The sequence below is a fragment of the Arthrobacter sp. J156 genome (assembly GCF_056172865.1).
Window position 1 is genome coordinate 3,567,839 of sequence record NZ_CM149650.1, and the last position, 20,251, is coordinate 3,588,089.

Sequence of the window (20,251 nt, forward strand, 5' to 3'; positions counted from 1 at the left end):
TCAGCGGCCGGGCAGCAGTGTCATGAGGGAGGTCTCCACGGTCAGCCCCGGGCCGAAGGCCATGGAGCACACGCGCCCCGGCGCCCCCGAATCCAGGATCTCCTTGAGCACGAACAACACGGTGGAGCTGGACATGTTGCCGTAGTCGCGCAGCACGGTCCGCGCGGGGACCAGCTGCCCGTCGTCCAGCTCCAAGCGGTGTTGCACGCGGTCCAGGATGGCCCGGCCGCCGGGGTGGATGCCCCAGTGCTCGATCTCCGCGTAGGCGCGCCCGGCGAGCGAGGGGTCGCGGGCCAGGAGGGGTTCGAGCGCGCCGACGATGTGGTCGTCGATGATGTGCGGCACATAGGTCCCCAGGACCATCTCGAAGCCCTCGTCGCCGATGTTCCACGCCATCGAGTCCTCGCCGACGGGCGTCAGCACGGTCTCGAAGTGGTCCAGGCTGAACGCCGGCGTCGTGGCTTCCGGCCCGGGCGGGCGCGCCGTGACGACTGCGGCCGCCGCTCCGTCCGCGAAGAGCGCCGAGCCCATGATGGTGTCCGGGTTGTTGGAGGTCCGCACGTGCAGCGAGCACAGCTCGGCGCACACCACGAGCACCACCGCGTCGGGGTCCGCCTCGCAGAACAGCTTCGCGGCCCGCAGCCCCGGGAACGCGGCGTAGCAGCCCATGAACCCCAGGTGGTAGCGCTGCACGGACGGGGCCAGCCCCAGCCCGCGGACCAGCTGGTAGTCCGGCCCGGGGTTGTAGAAGCCCGTGCAGGAGACCGTGACGACGTGCGTGACGTCCTCCGGCCCCAGGTCCGGGCAGGCCTCGAGCGCGCGCCGGCCGGATTCGAGGAACAGCGCGGACGCCTCCTCGGCGAAGACGGCGTTGCGGACCTTGGTGGAGGGGCTGAGCAGGTTCCCGGTCTCAGGGTCGTAGAACAGCGGGGACCCGGCGCGGGCTTCGGTGGTCAGCTCGCCGATGACGGTGTGGCGCGTGCGGATGTCGGCCGAGTCGAAGGACGTCGCCACGAGCCGCTGGCCGAGCCGGGTCAGCCCCGGCTGCGCGGCGAACACGTCCCGGGCCAGGTCCTGGTGCAGCACGGTGGAGGGGACGGCGGTCTCGATGGTGCGCAGCAGTACCGGCATAGCGCGAGCCTACGGTCCGTGCCGGCGGCCGTCTAGGGCGGCCCCGGGAGGGGGAGGACGACGCCGGACGGGGCCCGGGTGCGCCGCCTACCCCTTGCGGTGGCCGGCCGCGCGGCGGGAGGCCATGAGCCGTTCGACGACGGACAAGGCGGTCGCGGCGTTGCCTCCCGGGCCCACCGCGAGGTAGGTGGGGGCCTCGTGCGCGGGGCGTGATTCGTCGTCGTACCGGAACGGCAGGTAGCTGCCGCCGGACTGGCGGACCAGGAACGCGCCCGCCGCGACGTCCCACGGGTTCGTGTCGAAGCCCAGGGTGATGTCCGCCCAGCCGGCCGCGACGTGGGCGAGCATCAGGGCTCCGCTGACCTTGCGACGCAGGGTGGCGTAGGTGCCGACGAGCTCGGCGAAGGCCTCGAGGCCGGCGGGCCCGTCGAGGGCGAGCGCCTCGGCGGAGGGGTAGTCGGTCATGATCGAGGCACGGGACTCCTCGGCGTGCGCGGCGGGGCGCAAGACCCCGCCGTTGAGGTAGGCCCCGCCCGAATCCGCGCTGAACAGCAGCTCGGCGACCGGGTCGTAGACGACGCCGGCGACGACCTCGCCGTCGAGCGCCGCGGCGATGGAGACGCAGAAGAACGCGACGCCGTGGGCGAAGTTGCTGGTCCCGTCGATGGGATCCACGATCCACTCCACGCGGCCCCTCCCGCGGTGCCCGCCCTCCTCGCCGAGGATCCGGCTGTCCGGCTCGGCGGAGAGCACATGCTCCGCGATCGCCTCCTCCGACGCCTTGTCGTAGACGGTCACGAGGTCGTGGTGGTTGCTCTTCTGGGTGATCGCGAGCTCGGAGCGGAAGGCCCCGCGGAGCATCGGGCCGACCGCGCGCGCGGCGTCCTCGGCGATCGAGCGGAGTCGGGCGGAGCGCTGGGCGGGGGTCTCGTTGGGATCCACGGTCCCAGCCTATCGGTGCGCGGGCCCGGCGGGACCGCCGCCCGGGCCGGGTTCCCGCGGCCGTCATCTTCGACACATTCATTGATTGCGGCAAGCAACCATGCCTATGGTTGTCCTAGGCAATCAAACTCCGTTCCCCGCGTCCCGGGCCGACCCCGGGGCGCCGCTTGCGCAAGGACCCCCCCGTGGCACTGAATACAGAGACCGCCCTCAAGCTCGTGGAGAGCATCCAGTCCTTCCACCAGGTGCTCAAGTGCGTCAGCCATGCGGGCCTGCGCCCCGGCCAGCCGGGGCTCGGCCCGCTCGCCGTGCTGGAGCGCATCGAGCGCTCCGAGCCGGCCCGGGCGGTCGACGTCGCGAAGGGCCTCGGCATCGGCCCCGCGGCGCTGAGCCGCCACGTCGCCGAGCTCGAGTCCTCCGCCCTCGTCCTGCGCGGCCCCGACCCCGACGACGCCCGCGCCCAGCTCCTGCGGCTCAGCGACGCCGGCCGGGACGCCGTCGCGGCGGCCCGCGACCGCCGCGTGGAGGTCCTCGTGCGCCTCCTTGACGGCTGGGACGAGGCGCGCGCCCTCGACGCGACGGGCCTGCTCGACGACCTCGCCCTGCACTTGCGCGACGGGCTGCGGACCTCCCGGGAGGAGCAGGCATGAGCCCCGAGGACTTCCGTGGGGACCCCGCCCGCCGCCCCGGCACGTCCCGGGGGAACGACGCCGATGCCGCCCCGGGCGCCGAACCCTCCCGGGAAGCGGGGAGCCCGGGCGGTCTCTTCGGCGACACGGCGATTCCGCACCCCGACGCGGGCACGCAGGGCCTGATCACCGCGGCGACCCCGATCGTCCCGCCGGCGCCGGACGCCCCACCCCGGCCGGGCTCCGCGCCCGAGCCGGGCCCCGGCGTCGTCCGTCCCGAGCCCGTCGCGGACGTGCCGCAGATGACCAGGCAGGAGGTCCTGCGCTCCATCACGGGCGTGCTCGCGAGCTTTTTCGCGGCCATGCTCGCGGCGACGATCGTCTCGATCGCCCTGCCGACGATCATGGCCGACCTCGGTGGCTCCCAGACCGACTTCGCCTGGACGATCACCGCGGCGCTGCTCGCCAACGCGGCCTCCACGCCGATCTGGGGCAAGCTCGCCGACCTCTTCGACAAGAAGCTGCTCACGCAGATCGGCATCGCCGTGTTCGTCATCGGCTCGCTCCTGGCCGGATTCGCCCTCAACATCCCCATGCTCATGGCCTCCCGCGTCGTCCAGGGCCTCGGCATGGGCGGACTGACCGCGATGGGCATGGCCGTCATCGGCTCCGTCATCCCGCCGCGGGAACGCGGCCGCTACTCCGGCTACTTCGGCGCCGTCATGGCTGTCGCGACCGCGGGCGGGCCGCTGCTCGGCGGCTTCATCGTGGACACCCCGCTCGGATGGCGCTGGACGTTCTGGATCGGCATCCCGCTCGCGCTCGTGTCCATGGTGCTGATCCACAAGACCCTGCACCTCGTCCACGTGCCGCGGAAGGTCTACATCGACTGGGCGGGATCGCTCCTCGTCACCGCGGCCGTGGCCACGCTGCTGATCTGGGTCTCGTTCGTCGGCCAGGAGGGCGGCTTCGCGTGGGCCTCGTGGCAGACGGCCGTGATGGTCGGCGGCTCGCTCGTGCTCACCGCCGTGCTGCTGTTCGTCGAAGGGCGGGTCCCCGATCCCGTGATCCCGCTGAAGATCATCAGCCAGCGCACCACCGCCCTGGCCATCCTCGCCTCCATCGCGATCGGCGTCGGCATGTTCGGCACGGGCGCGTTCCTCGGCCAGTACTTCCAGCTCGCCGTCGGCGCCACCCCGACCATGGCGGGCGTCTACACGATGCCGATGATCCTCGGAAACCTCATCGGCTCCGTGGTCTCCGGGCAGCTGATCAGCCGCTTTGGGCGCTGGAAGGTCTTCCTGGTCATCGGCTCCCTCGCCAACGTCGCCGGGCTCGGGATGCTCGGCCTCATGGACGCCTCCACGCCGTTCTGGTACCTCGCCGCGGGCATGGTGCTCAACGGGCTCGGCATGGGCATGATGCTGCAGAACCTGGTCCTCGCCGTGCAGAACACCGTGAAGGTCACCCAGATCGGCACGGCGAGCTCTTCCGTGGCGTTCTTCCGCTCCGTCGGCGGCGCCGCCGGGGTCGCCGTGCTGGGCGCCGTCCTCTCGGAGCAGGTCGCGTCCCGCGGCCCAGGCGCCCTCGGCGAGGCGACCGCCGTCGTCTTCCTGATCTCCGCGGCCGTGGCCCTCGCCGCGTTCCTCTGCGTGGTCTTCATCAAGGAGGTCCCGCTGCGGCGCTCGGTGTAGGGCCTGCGTGCCATGATGGATCCGCGCCGCAGCAACCGCACCCCCACGGCAAGGAGGCCACAGTGGACGCCCCGAGCAATGAGTCCCCCGCCGACGAGTTCCCCGCCCAGGAGTCCCGCGCGGACGGAGCGAGCCCGGCGGACCTGATCGACGTCGACGCCCTGCTCGGCCCGGAGGAGCTCGCCCTGCGCGCCGAGGTCCGCGGCTTCGTGGACGAGGCCGTCCGGCCGCACATCGGCACGTGGTACGACTCCGCCCGCTTCCCGGCCGAGCTCGTGCCCGAGCTCGGGCGCCGCGGCCTGCTCGGCATGCACCTGGAGGGCTACGGCTGCGCGGGCCGCAGCGCGGTCGAGTACGGGATCGCGGCCGCCGAGCTCGAGGCCGGGGACTCCGGGATCCGCACGTTCGTCTCCGTCCAGGGCTCGCTGGCCATGACGGCCATCCACCGCTTCGGCTCCGAGGAGCAGAAGAGGCGCTGGCTGCCGGGCATGGCGGCGGGGGAGCTCATCGGCTGCTTCGCGCTGACCGAGCCGGACTCGGGCTCCGACCCCGGATCGATGCGCACGACCGCCCGCCGGGACGCCTCCGGCGACTGGGTGCTCAACGGCGCCAAGCGGTGGATCGGGCTCGCGAACCTCGCCGACGTCGCCGTCGTCTGGGCGCGGAGCGACGACGGCATCCGCGGCTTCCTGGTTCCCGGCCGGACCCCGGGCTTCACGGCCACCCCGATCGAGGGCAAGCTCTCGATGCGGGCCTCGGTGCAGTGCGGGATCGAGCTCGAGGACGTGCGCCTGCCCGCCGACGCGGTGCTGCCCGGGGCGCTGGGGCTCAAGGGCCCGTTCACGTGCCTGAACGAGGCCCGCTACGGGATCGCCTGGGGGGCCATGGGCGCGGCGCGGGACAGCTTCGAGGCCGCGCTGGACTACGCGCAACGGCGGATGCAGTTCGGGCGGCCGCTCGCCGCCTACCAGTTGACGCAGGCCAAGCTCGTGGACATGGCGCTCGAGATCAACAAGGGCTTCCTCCTGGCGCTGCATCTGGGGCGCATGAAGGACGCGGGCACGCTCTCGCCGCAGCAGATCAGCGTCGGCAAGCTCAACAACTGCCGCGAGGCCATCGCGATCGCCCGCGAGGCGCGCACGATCCTCGGCGGCAACGGGATCACGCTCGAGCACTCGCCGCTGCGCCACGCCAACAACCTCGAGTCGGTGCGCACCTACGAGGGCACCGACGAAGTGCACCTGCTCATCCTCGGCCAGCGGCTCACGGGCCACGCGGCGTTCCGCTAGGGCGGGGTCAGGACTCGTCGAGCTGTTCCGGCTGGTTGCCGAGGAGGAAGTGGCGGCCCGTGACTTCGCGCGGGGTGATCTCCACCCACGTGTCCTTGAGGGTCTGGACCCAGGGGCGGACGCCGGCGGCGCGGGCGAGCTCGATCTCCGCCTCGGTCTCCAGGACCCGGGCCGTGCCGCGGACGACGACGGACCAGGCCTGGTCGCTCAGGATGCCGTCCGACTCGAACGCGACCGTCGGGTTGATGGTGAGCCCGGCCAGCTTGTTTCCGGGGGCCGTGCGGAAGTAGAGCTTCCCCTCGTGGGCCGCGTGGTTGACCGGGACGATGTCCACGTTGCCCGCGACGCTGAGCGCGATCCGGCCATGGTGGGTGCGTCCCAGCAGCGTCCAGCACTGCTCGGTGTCCAGGATCATGACGGGCTGGCCGTCCTCGTGTTCAAACATCATGCCGCCCATTGTTCTACAGAATGTAGAAGAATGCGAGGGGTTTTCGGTGCCCGTTTCCGCCGCCGCGCGGTGACGGCCCCACGGCCGCGTGCGTGAAAGACTGGGGCCATGGCAGCACCGAACACCGTGAAGCACGCCCGCCACCTGGGGGTCCGCCTTGAAGACGGATGGCACGCGTTCCGCGAGCGAGGCGGCCGGAGCCGCGGACTCGTGGCCACCGTCCTGCCCTTCCGCGGCTACGGCGTCAGCGGGGCCGACGGCTGGGTGCGGGTCTTCGCACGTATCGTCCTGGCCCGGCCCGGCGCGTTCACGAACGGCCTGCCCAAGTCCAAGGTCGTCTCCGACGGCGTCCGCGGCTGGAGGAACTTCATCTCCCCGCCCATCCCGCACGCCGAGGTCGTCGCGGAGATCGGCGGGCGGACCTTCCGCGTCGACGCCGACCGCGGAGGCGTCCTCGACGTCAAGATCACGGTGGACCTGGCGCCCGGCTGGCACGCGGTGACCCTGCGCAGCGAGTCCTCGGAACCCGCGGACGTGTCCGTGTTCGTCGTCGACCGCTCGATCGACTTCGGGGTCGTCTCCGACATCGACGACACCGTCGTCGTCACCGCCCTCCCGCGCCCGCTGCTGGCCGCGTGGAACTCCTTTGTGCTCAGCGAGCACGCGCGCGTCGCGACGCCCGGCATGGCCGTGATGATGGAGCGGCTCATGCGCACCCGCCCGGGATCCCCGGTGCTCTACCTCTCGACGGGCGCCTGGAACGTGGCCCCGACCCTCACCCGCTTCCTCTCCCGCAACCTCTACCCGGCCGGAGCGCTCCTGCTGACGGACTGGGGGCCGACCGAGGGGCGCTGGTTCCGCTCGGGGCAGCAGCACAAGGTGGACCAGCTGCGCCGCCTGGCCGCCCAGTTCCCGCACATCAGCTGGCTCCTGGTCGGCGACGACGGACAGCACGATCCGGAGATCTACGCCGAGTTCGCCCGCCGCCACCCCGGGCAGGTGCGGGCGATCGCGATCCGCCAGCTCACGCCGTCGGAGGCCGTCCTGGCCGGCGGCCGCTCGATGGGCACCATGGACTCCACCCCGGGGACGCCGTGGGTGTACGCGCCGGACGGTGCCGGGATCTGCGAGGGCCTCGAGCGGCTGGGGCTGCTGGAACCCGAACGCGTCGCGGGGCCGCCCACCTCGGCGATGCCCGTCCTGCCGCGGAAGACGCAGTGAGCGGGCGCCGCCTGAGCGTCGGCGTGCCGATGCGGTGGGGCGACATGGACGCCTACGGCCACATCAACAACGTCAACCTGGTCCGCATGATGGAGGAGGCGCGGATCGCGGCCTTCGGCGTGCCGGGCGGGACGGGCAAGCCCGGCGCCGAGCCCGTCGTCGAGCTGTTCTCCACCGTTCCGGCCGACACGCAGACGCTCGTCGTCGAGCACCGGGTCCGCTACGTGGCCCCGCTGGACTACCGCAACGTCCCGGCCCGGGTCGACGTCTGGATCAGCTCGGTCAAGCCCGCCTCGTTCGATATCGCCTACGAGTTCCACGATCCCGTCGACGGCGGCGTCTGCGTGCGCGCGATCACGACCCTGGCGTTCTTCTCCACTGCGGAACAGCGACTGCTGCGCATCCCGGCCGAGCACCGCGAGGCGCTCGCCGGGTTCCTTGGAGAGCCGCTGTTCCGCTGAGGGCGGCTCAGGCCCCGCTGTGCAGCAGGCCCGCCGTGACCTCGACGAACCGCAGGCCGAGTTCCGGATCGTGCTCCAGATCGCACGGGGCCAGCTCGTCGCTGGAGAGGCTGAAGTAGCGGCGGCCGGCCCCGACGCCGGGGTCCTCCGGGACGCCGAGGATCCGGGCCGCCTCGTTCCAGGCGCAATGCCACCACAGCGTCTCGAGCGGCTCGGAAGCCCAGCGCACGCGGTGGTCGAGCCGTTGGCCGGCCAGGTTCAGGAGCCGGACGATCTCGGCCACGTCATGGGCCGTGTAGCGTGCGACCTTCAGATCGGCCGTCATCACGGCCACCCGGAAACCGGGAAGGAACGCCGTGACGTGGGCCGGTTGCCACGCGGTGGGGTCCTTCCGGGCGCGGGCCAGGCGGAGCGGGTAGATGTCGTGTCCGTCGCGGTAGCTGCGACAGCTGCCGTCGGGTGCGTTCATGGAGGTGTGCCTTCCGTTGCTCTTGCCCGGAGCGGTATTGCACCGGACCGCTTCGTCATCCGAACCACCCGTGAAGCATGGGGTTGGTGCGCGGCCGGGTCGGAGCCCTGCGTGTGGCCGCATCTCGTGAAGCTGCCTCCATCCTAGCGGCCCGGTGCGACGCTTCGGCAAGCAACGCACCGGACCGCACCGGACCGGGACGGTCAGCCCTGGCGCGCCTTGAGCCGCGGATTGGCCTTGTTGATGACGAACGTGCGGCCGCGGCGGCCTGCTCGGCGGCACCGGCCATGTCCGGGCCGGTCATCAGGAGCCGGGTCCCGGCCGCCCGCCGGCCCCACGTGCCGAGGTGCTCCATCCAGACGCGGGGTCCGATCCCGGTCACGCCGAGCCGCGCGGTCGGGGAGTCGGCGAGCCAGACGTCGCCGCGCAGCCAGGCGACGCCTTCGGCGATGAGCTGCATGCCGCGGACGAACCCCGCTCCACCGGACTGGCAGCCCGCGGAGCCGCCGCCGAGGAGGTGGGCGAAGAGGCCCTCGACGAGGAGCACCTCGCGGCACTGCGCGAACGCCTCGATCAGGAACTCGCCGGCCGTGCGGTCGTCGGCGGGCGGGCTGCTGAGCCCGGATTCCCAGAGCGTGTGGCGGTCCCAGAGCTGGTCTTCGACGGATGCGGGGTCCACGGCCAGGGCGAGCGCCCGGGGATGTCCGTGCGGCACAGTACCCGTACGCCTTCGAGCGGGTCGTGCACCACGACGACCGCGTCGGGGTGGTCGGCGCGGAGGCGGGTGAGCGCCTGGTCGCGGCAGTGGAAGTCGAGGAAGGAGAGGAGATGGAGGCCCACGCGGCCAGTCTATTGAGAATCATTCTCAAGATGCAAGCCGCCCGGAGTCCGTCCGGGACGCCGTCCGGGGCGGGGGCGTTTGCATTGACGGGATTCGTGGGATTGGGTGGACAAAAGGCAACCGCCGGCCCGCGGCCGGCCCGAAGGAGTGTGTCCTCAGCATGAGCGTTTCCCCCGCCCCGCGTCCGCAGCGCCCCCAGACCGTCCTCGAGGTCCTCGCCACCGAGCGGCTCTCCGAGCACATGGTGCGCTTGACCCTCGGCGGCGAGGGCTTCGCCGGCTACCAGGACAAGGACGCCACGGACAAGTACGTCAAGCTGCTCTTCGCCGATCCCGCGCTCGGCCTCGAGCCCCCGTACGACCTCGACGAGCTCCGCTCCCGGCTGGAGCCCGAGCAGATGCCCGTGCGCCGCACCTACACCGTCCGCTCCGTCGACCCGGACGCCGGGACGCTGCAGATCGACTTCGTCGTCCACGGGGACGAGGGCATCGCCGGTCCGTGGGCGGCCGCCGCGCAGCCCGGCGACAAGCTCTGCTTCAACGGCCCGGGTGGGATGTACTCCCCGGACCCGGCGGCCGGTTGGCACCTGTTGGCCGGAGACGAGTCGGCCCTGCCCGCGATCGCCTCCGCGCTCGAGGCCATGGGGCCGGACGCCCGCGGCATCGCCTACCTCGAGGTGGCCTCTGCCGCCGACGAGCTCGAGCTCTCCGCCCCGGCGGGCATCGAGCTGCGCTGGCTGCACCGCGGCGGCACGTTCAGCCCCGAGACGACGCGGCTGGCCGCGGCCGTCATGGCGGGGCAGTGGCTCGACGGCGACGTCCAGGTCTTCGCGCACGGCGAGCGGGAGATGATCAAGGCCCTGCGCCGCTACCTCGCGGACGAGCGCGGGATCCCGCGCCAGCGGATGTCGCTCTCCGCCTACTGGGCCCACGGCCGAGCGGAGGACACCTTCCAGGCCGAGAAGCGCGAGCCGATCGGGCAGATCTTCCCGGAGTAGGCGCCTATCCGGGCAGCTGAGCCGCCCAGCAGTGGAACAGCGCGTAGGCGCGGTACGGGCTCCAGGCGTGCGAGCGCTCCTCGGCCGCGCGCGCATCGACGCGTCCCAGGGCCCGGCGGAGGACGAGGTCCCCGGGCGTGAACGCGTCGGGGTCGAAGCCGGCCCGCACGGCCAGGTAGTCCGCGGTCCACGGGCCGATCCCGCTCAGGCCGAGCAGTTCCGCGCGGGCCAGCGGGAACCCGGGGCCGCCGCGGGGATCCAGGCCCGCTACCGGCATCGCCGCGGCGAGGGCCGCCATCGCCGCGTGCAGGGTCAGGGCCCGCTGCCCCGTGATGCCGACGGCGGTGCGCAAGTGCCCGGGGTCCGTCTCCGCCAGCTCGGCCGCGTCCGGGAAGATCCGCAGCCCGCCGGGCCCGTCGCGGCCGAAGGCCTGCACGAGCCGGCCCGAGAACGTCCGGCACGCGGCGAGCGAGACCTGCTGGCCCAGGATCGTCGTCGCGAGCGCTTCGACGGGATCGAGGAACCCCACGCGGCGCAGCGAGGGCCGGGCCGCGACGAGCGGGGCCAGCGCGGGATCGCGCCGCAAGTGTCCGACGACGGGGCCCAGGTCCGCGTCGAGGTCCAGCCAGGCGCGGATCCGGGAGGCCAGCTCGCCCGCCCAGTCCGGATCCCCGCCAGCCGTCGGGGTGCCGGGCCCCCGGGCGTCGACGAGGACCAGCTCCCGCGTGAAGCGCAACGTCGCCTCGACATGAGCCGTGGAACAGGGGACGAGGCGGCGGAAGGTGGCCCCGGCGTCGTCCGGGTCCGTCCCGGGGGCCAGCTCGACGCCCGGCACCGCGTGGGCGCGCAGCACCGCGAGCACGTGGAGCGGATCCAGCCCGCCCGGGCCCGGCTCGAGCTCGAGCCGGACGGACTGCGCGGCAGCGCTCACGCGGCCGCCCGCTCGAGCTCCAGCAGCGCGGCCTTCGCCTCGGGGCCGCCGAGGTAGCCGCCCAGGGTGCCGTCGCTGCGCAGGACGCGGTGGCACGGGACCACGAGCGGCAGCGGGTTGGTGGCGCACGCCGTGCCGACCGCCCGCACGGCCCGCGGACGGCCCGTCGCCCGGGCGATCTCCGCGTAGCTCGCCGTGCTGCCGTAGCCGATGTGCGGCAGGTATTCGTGGACCTCGCGCCGGTAGCCGCTCGAGAGCGCGCGGTCCAGCGGCAGCTCGAAGCCGCGCCGCCGGCCGGCGAAGTACTCCTCGAGCTGGCGGGCCGCCGTGTCGAGCCGCGTGCCGCCAGCCAGGATCCGCGGACCCAGCCGGGCCGCGAGGTCCCCGAGCACCGCCTCGTGCCCCTCGGCGGTGAACGCGACGCGGACCAGGCCGCGCTCCGTCGCCGCGAGCAGCAGCGGGCCGAACGGGGAATCGACGGTGCGGTAGGAGGCGTCGAGGAGGCCTTCGGACTCGGCACGCGCTGCCAGCCGGTCGCCCAGGGCGGCGAGGACCGCGGGGCCGGCCCCGAGCCCGGGGAGCAGGCCGGATGGAAACCCCCCGGGGAGATCGGGCTGCCGGTCGGCGTCGTGGGAGCGGGATCCGGTGTTCATCGTGCGGCTCCTTTCGGGGACTCGGTCGGTTCGGTGGACGCGCTGGCCCCGCTGACCACGGTGGACCCGTTGGCCGAGTTGGCCGCGTTGGAGGAGAGCGCCGCGCGCAGCTTGGCGACGCCGTCGGCACATGCCCGGCGGGCGGCTTCCGGCGTGCCACCGAGGATGTCCGCGACCTCGCGGTGCGGCAACCCGGCGACGTGGTGGTAGGCGACGGCGGCGCGCTGCTTGGGCGGCAGGCCCGCGAGCGCCCTCCACAGACCCTCGTCCGGATCGGTGGCGATCCCGAGCGTGGAGTGCCGCTCCGGGAGCACCTCCGCCGGGACGGGGCGCCGCGCCGTCGCGCGGACGGCGTCGATGGCCTTGCGGTGCGCGATTGTGACGAGCCAGGCCTCCACGTTGGCGTCGGCCGGCAGGCCGGGGTAGGCGCGGAGGGCGGACAGGAAGGTCTCCTGCCATGCGTCCTCGGCATCGGCGTGGGGGCCGAGGACAGCGCGGCAGACGCGCAGCACCATCGGGCCGTAGGCCTTCACGAGGTGGTCAAAGCGCTGGTGGGTGTCCATCACCGGGTAGACGCGCGGAGTCCGCGGAACGTGAGGTCGGGGTCCCTCGCGCCGGCCTCCGGTCCGGCCGGCCTCACGTCAACCGGCCCTGCGAGCCCACGTCAGCCGGCCAGGGTGAGCCCACGTCAACCGGCCAGCGCGCGTCCACGTCAACCGGCCCTGCGAGCCCACGTCAGCCGGCCCTGCGAGCCCACGTCAGCCGGCCCTGCGAGCCCACGTCAGCCGGCCCGGGCGGCACCGGCCGGGTCCTGCGCGGTCGGGAAGTCCTCCGAGTCGATCGTGGCCTGCTGGGCGGCGTTGTAGCGGTGACCTTGGACTGTGTCCTGGTTGACGAGGGCGTCCAGCTCCGCGAGCGTGGCGGCGTCCAGGACGACTTCCTCGGCGCCGAGGTTCTCCCGGAGGTGCTCCAGGCTCGTGGTGCCGGGGATCGCCACGACGTGTTCGCCCTGTGCCACGACCCAGGCCAGGGCGATCTGCGCGAGCGAGGCTCCGATGCGGTCCGCGACGGCCCGCACGCCGTCGAGCAGCGCCAGGTTGCGGGGGTAGTTCTCGGCGGAGAAGCGCGGCATGTGGTGGCGCATGTCCCCGGGCGGCAGCGCGGCGGGGTCCGTGAGGGTCCCCGTCAGGAAGGCCCGGCCGAGCGGGCTGAACGCCACGAAGGTCGTGCCGAGCTCGCGGCAGGCGTCGAGCATGCCGAGCTCGGGATTGCGCGTCCAGAGCGAGTACTCGTTCTGCACGGCGGCGATCGGGTGGACCCCGTGGGCGCGGCGCAGCGTCGCGACGGAGACCTCCGAGAGGCCGATCGCGCCGATCATGCCCTCCTGGACGAGCTCCGACATCGCGCCGACGCTGTCCTCGATGGGCACGTCCGGGTCGAGCCGGTGCAGGTAGTAGAGGTCGATGAAGTCGGTGCGCAGATTGCTCAGGGACTCCTCGGCCTGCCGGCGGATGGTCTGCGGGCGGCCGTCGATGCGCGCCTTTCCGCCCGAGAGTTCCAGGCCGCACTTGCTGGCGAGGAAGAACTCGCGGCAGCGGTCGGCCACGGCCGCGCCGACGAGCTCCTCGTTGCGGCCGCCGCCGTAGAGCGTCGCCGTGTCGAGGTGGTCGATCCCGGCGTCGAGGGCCTCGCGGAGCAGGTGGGCGCCGTCCCGCGGGGAGGGGAAGTTGGAATATCCGTGGCTGAGGTTCATGCACCCCAAACCGATCGGGCGCACGGTGGCATCACCGAGGACTCGCTGTGTCATGCCTCTTGTCTAGCACGAATCCCGGTCCGCCTACACCTCGTGTGAGGGGGCTTCGGGGCGCAACACGCTAGAGGGGTTCGGCAAGGGTGTCGATGAGGCGGGAGAGCTCGCGCTGGCTGCTCCCGGGGATCGGCAGGAGCGGCAGGCGGGGCTCGCCGGCGTCGACCCCCGTCGCGCGGGCCAGCGCATAGAGGTTGCTGAGCTTGCGCAGTCCCGTGAAGGCATGCAGCAACGGCGAGAGCTCCGCGTGGAGCCGGCCGGTCCCGGCCGCGTCGCCGGCGACGACCGCCCGGCGCAGGGCGGCGAAGTGGTGGGGCAGCAGCGAGGCGGGGCCGCTGTGCCAGGCGTCCGCTGCGAACCCGGCCTCCGCGATGAGGGCGTCGCCGCTCATCCCGTGGCTGAAGTCCTCGGGGCTCCCGGCGCGCAGCCCGCGCAGGCGATCGTAGCGTTCACGGAATCCAGCGGTGTCCGCCGCGGACTCCTTCAGGGCCGCGATCCCGGGGACGCGGGAGAGCTCCGCGGAGACGCCGAGGGGGAACGCGTACGCCGTCGTCCCCGGGTTGGAGTAGAGGCAGATCGGCAGGTCCACGGCCGAGGCGACGAGTCGGCACTGGTTGGCGACCTCGTCGTCGTTCAGCGGCACGTAGGAGACCGTCGAGACGAGCAGCCCGTCCACGCCGGCGGCGGCCGCGTCCTCCGCGTGGCGCAGGAGCTCCGTCGTGGAGACGGCGCTGACGCCCGCGTAGACGGGCAGGGCCGGGTCGGCGCCCCGTGCCGCGGCTGTTCCCCGGGCGATCACGGCGCGCCGCTCGGCCGGGTCGAGGTAGGCGAAGCTACCGGAGCTGCCCAACAGCGTGATGCCGTCCACGCCGGAGCGTGCGAGCGAGTCCACGTGCCGCTCGAGCTCGGCGTGGTTCACCGACCCGTCCTCGGCGAAGGGGGTGACCGGGTAGGCGATGAGTCCGCGGAAGGCCGTCATCCCGACATCGTAGAGCACAGGCCGATGAACGCCCCCAGCTCGGCCAGTGCGTCCGGGCGCCCGGGCAGCGCGTTGGTCAGTTCGGGGGAGCGGACGACGACGGCGCGCCACTGCCCGCGCGAGACGGCGACGTTGACGCGATTGCGGTTGAACAGGAACTCCTGCCCACGTGGCGCCTCGGCCGCGGCCGAACAGGCCATCGACACGATCACCACGGGCGCCTGCTGGCCCTGGAACTTGTCCACCGTCCCCACGCGCACGCCGCCCAGCCCCGCGGCGTCGAGCGCTTCCCGGATCAGGGCGACCTGGGCGTTGTACGGGGCCACGACGAGGACGTCGCCCTCGGCCAGGGGCCGGGGCACCGCGCCGGCGGACTCCGTCCACGCCAGGCCGAGGTGGCGCCGGACCTGCCGGAGGACCTCGGCGGCCTCCTCCGCCGACGAGGTCGTGTTTCCGGTGTGCTCCACGAGGACGGTCTCGACGCCGGCCGGCACCCCGGCGAGGAAGCGCTCCGCCGCGGCCGGCGCGGACTCGAGCTTGCCGTCGTAGCTCAGCCGGGACACCTTCGAGCACAGCGCCGGGTGCATCCGCCACGAGTCAGCGAGGAAGTAGCCGAACTCCTCCGGCAGCGTCGCGTGCCCGGCGGAGAGCCAGCCGAGCGCCGACTCGTCCACGGGTTGCGGGTGCTTGCCCTGCGTGACCTGGGGCAGCTGCTGCGGGTCGCCGAGCAGCAGGAGGTTGCGGGCGGCACGGGACGCGGCGAGCGTGTTGGCGAGCGAGTACTGCCCGGCCTCGTCGATCACGAGCAGGTCCAGTGAGCCCGGCGCGACCGAGGCCCCCGTCATCGTCCACGCGGTCCCGCCGACGACGCAGCCGCCGCCGTCCACGATGAGATCCTCCAGTGCCGCCGGGTCCGTGTGCGCCCACGGCTTGGCCGCGTCGTCCCCCGGCTTCGGCTTCTTGGCGACGAGTGCGGGATCCACGCCGGCCGCGATGACCGAGCGGAGCAGCCCCTCGACCGCGGCGTGCCCCTGGGAAACGACCCCGATCTTCCAGCCGCGCGCCACGAGCCGGGCGATGACGTGCGCGCCGACGTGGCTCTTGCCCGTCCCCGGAGGCCCCTGCACGGCGAGGTAGGAGTGGTCGAGGTCCGCCACGGCCTCGGTGACCGCGCCAGCATAGTCGTGTCCGCCGTCGTCAGAGGTCCCGACCGGCGGCAGCGTGGCAAGCGTCGCGAGCCGGGGCGGCCGACGACGCAGCACGTCCAGCCCGGCGTGGCGCGGCAGCGAGGGCAGCGCGGTGCCGACCTGGCGGGCCAGCTCCGTGAGCGATTCCTCGATCGACCGGGTCGCGATCGGCTTCCCGGGCGTGAGGGCCAGCGGGACTTCGCCGTACGGCTCCGTTCCCTGCCTCGTGCGTTCGGCGAGGAGCAGCTCGAGCGTCCCCTCCTCGGCGCCCGGCGCGGCCTCGATGACGGTCGCGTTGAACGTCCCGCCGCGGATCTCGGACCCCGCGAGCGGCTCCGGCACGGGGGCGTCGTACAGCGCGAACCACTGGCTGTTGTCGCCGACGTCGGATCCCTCCGCGGCCGTGCCCCTCAGGCGCAGCGTCCGGGTCAGCGTGCGGGCCCGGGGCGTCGCCTTGGCCCAGTCCTCCACGACGTCCGCGGAGCGCACCATAACGACGTTCCGGGTCTCCTCCCACGTCTCGACGTTCTCGGACAGGCGGTCGAAGTGCCCCCACCAGTACTGCTTGCGCTCGCGCCGATGGTAGCCCGTCGCCGCGGCCACCATGGCGGCCGCGCGCTCGTCCGGTGTCGGCGGACGGTCCGCGGGCAGCCCGTCCAGGTAGGTGCGGAGCCGCAGTTCCGCCGGGTCCGGTTCCTCCTCCGTCTGCTCCCGCGGAGCCGGGGCATCCTGGCCAGGGGAGGGTACGACGTCGGAGCCGTTCCCGCGTGCCGGGTGTTCCGTTCCGAGCCCGCGGAGCCAGTCCCTCAGGCGAAGCGTCGAGACGCAGTCGTCCTTGTTGTAGGCGGCGATCGAGTCGATCACTTCCTGCGCCTTGACGGCGTCTCCGGCGTCGCGCGCGGCGCAGTACTCGGCGTAGGCGATGACGGAGGCGCCCGCGTTGGTCACGTCGCCCGAGCGTGGCCCGTCGGTCATGTAGAACGGCTCGAGCTTCTTGATCGAATAGGAGTCGGCCGAGATGCGCAGGGAGTGCCGGACGGTGTCCAGCAGGTCCACGAGCAGGCCCTCCTTCAACCAGCCGTCGATCGCGTCCTCGGCGGCCGTGTGGCGTACGGAGAGGTTGCGCAGGGCCGATTTCTCGTAGGCGGCGTAGTGGTAGACGTGCATCTCAGGCCACGTCCGGCGGCGGGCCTCGATGAAGGCCACGAAGTCCAGGAACGCCTTCTTCTCCCCGGCCCGGTCGTGGGCCCAGAACGGGATGAACTCCTCGGCCCCGGAATCGTGCACAACGAGCCCGAAGAGGTACTCGATGCCCCACGAGCCGTCCTCTTCCGCCTGCCAGAGCGGGTCGCCCTCGAAGTCGAAGAAGACGTCGCCGGGGCTCGGCTCCGGCAGTCGGCCGATCGTGTGCTTCGGAAGGACCTTGTAGTTCAGGCCGCTGCCGTCCGGGGCCGCGCCGTCGCCCGTCTCGAGGCCCGTCTGCAGGCGGGCCTGCTCCCGCAGGCGGACCTGCGGGCCCTTCGCCTGCTCCGCGGGCATCGCGGCGAGCTGCTCGATGGTACAGACGCCTGCGGCGCGCAGCTTCTTGCGCTGGGCCAGGCTCATCCCCGCCACGAGGAGCAGGTCGCGCCGCGCCTGGACCTCCTCGGCGCAGTAGTCGCAGCGGCCGCACGCCGCCAGCCCCGGCTGCTCCCAGTCGACGACGTTCCCGCTGGCGCGGTGCGCTTCGACGAGGGCGACGAGGCGGTCGCGGCGCTCGCGGAAGACGGGCAGCAGGTCCGGCATCGGGTGGACGCTGCGGCTCAGGTCCCCGAGCACGAGGACGGCCTCGTCGGCCGGTTCCAGGCCTTCGGCCAGCAGCTGGTCCCCGTACGCGGCGAGCTGCAGCAGGGCCGTGGTCTTGGCGTGGCGGGCGAGCTTGGAATCCCAGACGGCGTAGCGGCCGTCGGGCTGGCGGACGATGAAGTCGGCATAGCCGAGGAACGCTCCGTCGAAGAAGACGGCCTGGAACACGACGTCGGCCCCGGTCCGCAAGACGCCGAGGGTCTCCTCGCGGGCGGCGGTCAGGGTGGCATGCATGGCGGCTGACGGGCCCCCCTCGGGGCGTTCGATCTCCCTGACGCCCGTGCCGCGGTCGGCGTCCCACGTCCCGTACTGCTCCCTGAAGCCGGCCAGGACCTTCTGCTCGTGGGCGTCGCCGAGGGCCGCGGCGCGCTTGAGCATCTCGTCCTCGGGGAAGTCCGGCTTGGAGCGGCGCTTGAGGAGGACGTCGAGGCGGTACAGCGCCGCGAACTCGCACTCGCTCGCGATCGCCAGGTCGCTCGCCGACAGGATGACCGACTGCTCCGGCCGCCCCGGATCGTCCAACAGAAACACGTTGTCCCCCCTCGCCCGGCGGATCCCTTCCGCCGCCATCGTGAATCTAACAGCCGCCCCCGACACTTCGGCCAGCCGCCCCGACACCCCGGCCCGCCGCCCCCGCATCACGATCCACTCCCGCCTTGTTCTGAGCGAGTTGAAACGACCCGTGAGGGGATCGTGATGCGCAGGGAGGGGGCCGAGGTGGGGGGTCAGTCGCGGACGCGCACCGCGGCCTCCTGCAGGTTCTGCTCGACGCGCGTGTAGGCATCCGAGGCGACCGCCTTCCAGAACGAGAGCGCCAGGATGGGATCATCTCGCTCGAAGCGCGCGATGGCCTCGGCGGAGAGCACCCGGAGCGTGACGGGCCCCTGGGCGCGGACCCGCACGGGGGCGCCGCCGGCGACGCCGAGCGCGATCTCCCCGAAGGTCATGCCCGGGCCGAGCGTGGCGTGCTTGAAGCGCTGCCCGTGGTGGATGGTGCTCGTGGCGACCTTGCCGGAGGTGATGAAGTAGATGCCGCCGAACTTCTGCCCGGAGCGCCGGATCACCTCGCCGTCGTCGTAGCGCTTGTCCTCCATGGCCGCATCGAGCGCCTCGACCTGCTCCGCCGAGAGCGGGGCCAGGGCCGGGAAGTCGGGCACGGCCACGGCGTCCTTGACGAGCCCCGGGGCGCCGTGGCGCTCGATCAGCAGCTCCTCGGCCCATTCGACGGCGTCCGTCCGGCGGGCGAACAGCGGCGTGACCCCCGTGCAGAGGGCCTCCGAGATCCGCCCCTCGTGGTCGATCACCGCCAGCCGGTGGCCATCCTGTTCGAAGCCCGCCCGCAGGTCCTGCATGAGCCGCAGCGAGACGTCGTTGACCTCGTCGACCTTGCGCACGTCGAGGAGCAGGATCTCCACGTCCTCCGGCAGCGAGCTGACGTGGCGGGAGACCGACTCGGCGCCCGCGAAGAGCAGGTCCCCGTGCAGTTCCACGAGCTGGGCCCGGTGGCCGTGCGCGGAGAGCACGTCGGCCGCCTCCTGGCTGCGGCGCACTCCCGACGGGGCGTCCGTGACGGGGTACTGCTCCCGGATGGCGGAACGGCCGATCCGGGCGGCCTGGACGAAGTGCAGGCCCATCTCGGCGGCGATCCGCTGCGACGCGGCGATCCCGCGGACCGAGGAGCCGTGGTCGTCGAGCGGCGGGGAGTAGACGGAGATGCCGAGCTGCCCCGGCAGCACCGCGATGAGTCCGCCCCCGACCCCGGACTTCGCGGGGAGGCCGACGGCGCTCGTCCAGGCCCCGGCGTCGTCGTACATCCCGCACGTGAGCATCACCGAGAGCATCCGCTGCACGGCGTCGAGCCCGAGCACGCGCTTGCCCGTCACCGGCTGGCGGCCGCCGTTGGCCAGGGTCGCGGCCATGAGCGCGAGGTCGCGCGCGTCGACGAGGACCGAGCACTGGCGGAAGTAGTTCTCGACGGGGACGTCCGGATCGTCCTCGATGATCCCGAAGCCGCGCAGCAGGTTCGCGAGGGCGCGGTTGCGGAACCCGGTCTTGGACTCGGAGGAGTAGACGCGCTCGCTCACGGAGAGCGGCCGCCCCGCGAAGTCGGAGTATGCGGCGAGGATCCGGCCGAAGCCGTCGCGGCCGCCGGAGCCCTTGATGAGTGACGTCGCGGCGATCGCGCCCGCGTTGATCATGGGGTTCGCGGGGCGTCCGGTCTCGCGGGAGAGCGAGATCTCGTTGAACGCGTCGCCGGAGGGCTCGACGTCGACCTTCCGGTCCACGGCCTCCGCGCCGAGGTCCTCGAGTGCCAGCCCGTAGGTGAAGGGCTTGGAGATCGACTGGATCGTGAACTCGGTGCGCGAGTCGCCGACCTCGTAGACGTGGCCGTCGACGGTGGCCAGGCAGATCGCGAAATCGTCGGGGTCGGCCTCGGCCATCGCGGGGATGCCCTGGAACGGCACGCCGTCCTTCAGCCCGGACAGCTCGCGATGCAGTTCCCTCAGGTAGCTCTCGATCGGTGAACGCATGTGTCCACCCTATGCGCGGACCGTGGAGAGGGGATCCGGCCGGCCCCCCAGCCGACCGGATCCCCGATGGGATGCCCAGCTGCGCGGACCCGCGGCCACGGTGCCCCCCAACGGCGCCGTCCCCCGGCGGCGCCACCGCGTGGTGTGCGGTTCCGCGCTGAAAGCTGAACGATTCCAGTACAGCGCCCGGCACCGA

The 20,251-nt window shown here is 72.9% G+C and carries 19 protein-coding genes and 1 riboswitch; of the genes, 6 read left to right on the forward strand and 13 right to left on the reverse strand.

Annotation, left to right across the window (positions count from 1 at the left end):
• The gene (locus tag AC0QR5_RS16480; RefSeq protein WP_329863216.1) at nucleotides 1-1,131 is read right to left on the reverse strand and encodes a type III polyketide synthase; all 1,131 of its coding nucleotides are present in this window, start codon (nucleotides 1,129-1,131) and stop codon (nucleotides 1-3) included.
• An 87-nt stretch (nucleotides 1,132-1,218) separates the two neighbouring features.
• Nucleotides 1,219-2,073, reverse strand: a complete 855-nt coding sequence (locus AC0QR5_RS16485; RefSeq protein WP_329863217.1) for an inositol monophosphatase family protein — start codon at nucleotides 2,071-2,073, stop codon at nucleotides 1,219-1,221.
• Nucleotides 2,074-2,258: 185 nt separating this feature from the next.
• Here AC0QR5_RS16485 and AC0QR5_RS16490 point away from each other — a divergent pair, with 185 nt between their 5' ends.
• The 3 genes from AC0QR5_RS16490 (at nucleotide 2,259) to AC0QR5_RS16500 (ending at nucleotide 5,685) form a co-directional block, all read left to right on the forward strand.
• The gene (locus AC0QR5_RS16490) at nucleotides 2,259-2,723 is read left to right on the forward strand and encodes a MarR family winged helix-turn-helix transcriptional regulator (protein ID WP_329863219.1); all 465 of its coding nucleotides are present in this window, start codon (nucleotides 2,259-2,261) and stop codon (nucleotides 2,721-2,723) included.
• Entirely contained in the window at nucleotides 2,720-4,396 is a 1,677-nt protein-coding gene (locus tag AC0QR5_RS16495) for an MDR family MFS transporter (protein ID WP_430633843.1), read from the forward strand. Before AC0QR5_RS16490 ends, AC0QR5_RS16495 begins: the two co-directional genes overlap by 4 nt.
• A 143-nt stretch (nucleotides 4,397-4,539) precedes the next feature.
• Nucleotides 4,540-5,685, forward strand: coding sequence for an acyl-CoA dehydrogenase family protein (locus AC0QR5_RS16500; RefSeq protein ID WP_329863273.1), 1,146 nt, complete (start codon nucleotides 4,540-4,542; stop codon nucleotides 5,683-5,685).
• A 7-nt stretch (nucleotides 5,686-5,692) separates the two neighbouring features.
• Here the strand turns inward: AC0QR5_RS16500 and AC0QR5_RS16505 are convergent, their stop codons facing one another.
• Nucleotides 5,693-6,133, reverse strand: coding sequence for a pyridoxamine 5'-phosphate oxidase family protein (locus AC0QR5_RS16505; RefSeq protein WP_329863220.1), 441 nt, complete (start codon nucleotides 6,131-6,133; stop codon nucleotides 5,693-5,695).
• Between the two features lie 108 nt (nucleotides 6,134-6,241).
• On the opposite strand from AC0QR5_RS16505, the gene AC0QR5_RS16510 reads away from it, so the two are divergent.
• Complete coding sequence (locus AC0QR5_RS16510; protein ID WP_329863221.1) at nucleotides 6,242-7,354, forward strand: App1 family protein; 1,113 nt, start codon at nucleotides 6,242-6,244, stop codon at nucleotides 7,352-7,354.
• Nucleotides 7,351-7,815, forward strand: coding sequence for an acyl-CoA thioesterase (locus tag AC0QR5_RS16515; RefSeq protein WP_329863223.1), 465 nt, complete (start codon nucleotides 7,351-7,353; stop codon nucleotides 7,813-7,815). The genes AC0QR5_RS16510 and AC0QR5_RS16515 overlap by 4 nt, the downstream gene beginning before the upstream one ends.
• A gap of 7 nt (nucleotides 7,816-7,822) precedes the next feature.
• On the opposite strand, the gene AC0QR5_RS16520 is transcribed toward AC0QR5_RS16515, so the two are convergent.
• From AC0QR5_RS16520 to AC0QR5_RS16530, 3 genes are all read right to left on the reverse strand, one after another.
• Entirely contained in the window at nucleotides 7,823-8,284 is a 462-nt protein-coding gene (locus AC0QR5_RS16520) for a hypothetical protein (protein ID WP_329863224.1), read from the reverse strand.
• 13 nt (nucleotides 8,285-8,297) lie between these two features.
• Nucleotides 8,298-8,416: riboswitch (SAM riboswitch) on the reverse strand.
• A gap of 71 nt (nucleotides 8,417-8,487) precedes the next feature.
• Nucleotides 8,488-8,841, reverse strand: coding sequence for a 50S ribosomal protein L36 (locus AC0QR5_RS16525; protein WP_443089721.1), 354 nt, complete (start codon nucleotides 8,839-8,841; stop codon nucleotides 8,488-8,490).
• Between the two features lie 16 nt (nucleotides 8,842-8,857).
• A complete protein-coding gene (locus tag AC0QR5_RS16530) occupies nucleotides 8,858-9,124 on the reverse strand; it encodes a hypothetical protein (protein ID WP_329863226.1) in 267 nt (88 codons plus the stop codon).
• 161 nt (nucleotides 9,125-9,285) lie between these two features.
• Here AC0QR5_RS16530 and AC0QR5_RS16535 point away from each other — a divergent pair, with 161 nt between their 5' ends.
• A complete protein-coding gene (locus AC0QR5_RS16535; RefSeq protein ID WP_329863228.1) occupies nucleotides 9,286-10,122 on the forward strand; it encodes a siderophore-interacting protein in 837 nt (278 codons plus the stop codon).
• Between the two features lie 4 nt (nucleotides 10,123-10,126).
• Here AC0QR5_RS16535 and AC0QR5_RS16540 read toward each other — a convergent pair whose 3' ends face one another.
• From AC0QR5_RS16540 to glsA, 7 genes are all read right to left on the reverse strand, one after another.
• On the reverse strand, nucleotides 10,127-11,053 hold the full coding sequence (locus AC0QR5_RS16540; RefSeq protein WP_329863229.1) for a DNA-3-methyladenine glycosylase 2: 927 nt from the start codon (nucleotides 11,051-11,053) through the stop codon (nucleotides 10,127-10,129).
• Nucleotides 11,050-11,706: a methylated-DNA--[protein]-cysteine S-methyltransferase gene (locus AC0QR5_RS16545; RefSeq protein ID WP_329863231.1), complete on the reverse strand. Its 657-nt coding sequence runs from the start codon at nucleotides 11,704-11,706 to the stop codon at nucleotides 11,050-11,052. Before AC0QR5_RS16545 ends, AC0QR5_RS16540 begins: the two co-directional genes overlap by 4 nt.
• A complete protein-coding gene (locus AC0QR5_RS16550; protein WP_329863233.1) occupies nucleotides 11,703-12,269 on the reverse strand; it encodes an RNA polymerase sigma factor in 567 nt (188 codons plus the stop codon). The genes AC0QR5_RS16545 and AC0QR5_RS16550 overlap by 4 nt, the downstream gene beginning before the upstream one ends.
• Before the next feature lie 218 nt (nucleotides 12,270-12,487).
• On the reverse strand, nucleotides 12,488-13,513 hold the full coding sequence (locus AC0QR5_RS16555; protein ID WP_329863235.1) for an aldo/keto reductase: 1,026 nt from the start codon (nucleotides 13,511-13,513) through the stop codon (nucleotides 12,488-12,490).
• A gap of 67 nt (nucleotides 13,514-13,580) precedes the next feature.
• Nucleotides 13,581-14,492, reverse strand: coding sequence for a dihydrodipicolinate synthase family protein (locus AC0QR5_RS16560; protein WP_329863237.1), 912 nt, complete (start codon nucleotides 14,490-14,492; stop codon nucleotides 13,581-13,583).
• Nucleotides 14,489-18,055, reverse strand: coding sequence for a TM0106 family RecB-like putative nuclease (locus tag AC0QR5_RS16565; protein WP_329863239.1), 3,567 nt, complete (start codon nucleotides 18,053-18,055; stop codon nucleotides 14,489-14,491). The genes AC0QR5_RS16560 and AC0QR5_RS16565 overlap by 4 nt, the downstream gene beginning before the upstream one ends.
• A 194-nt stretch (nucleotides 18,056-18,249) precedes the next feature.
• Entirely contained in the window at nucleotides 18,250-20,055 is a 1,806-nt protein-coding gene (gene glsA, locus AC0QR5_RS16570) for a glutaminase A (RefSeq protein ID WP_329863241.1), read from the reverse strand.
• Between the last annotated feature and the right edge of the window lie 196 nt (nucleotides 20,056-20,251).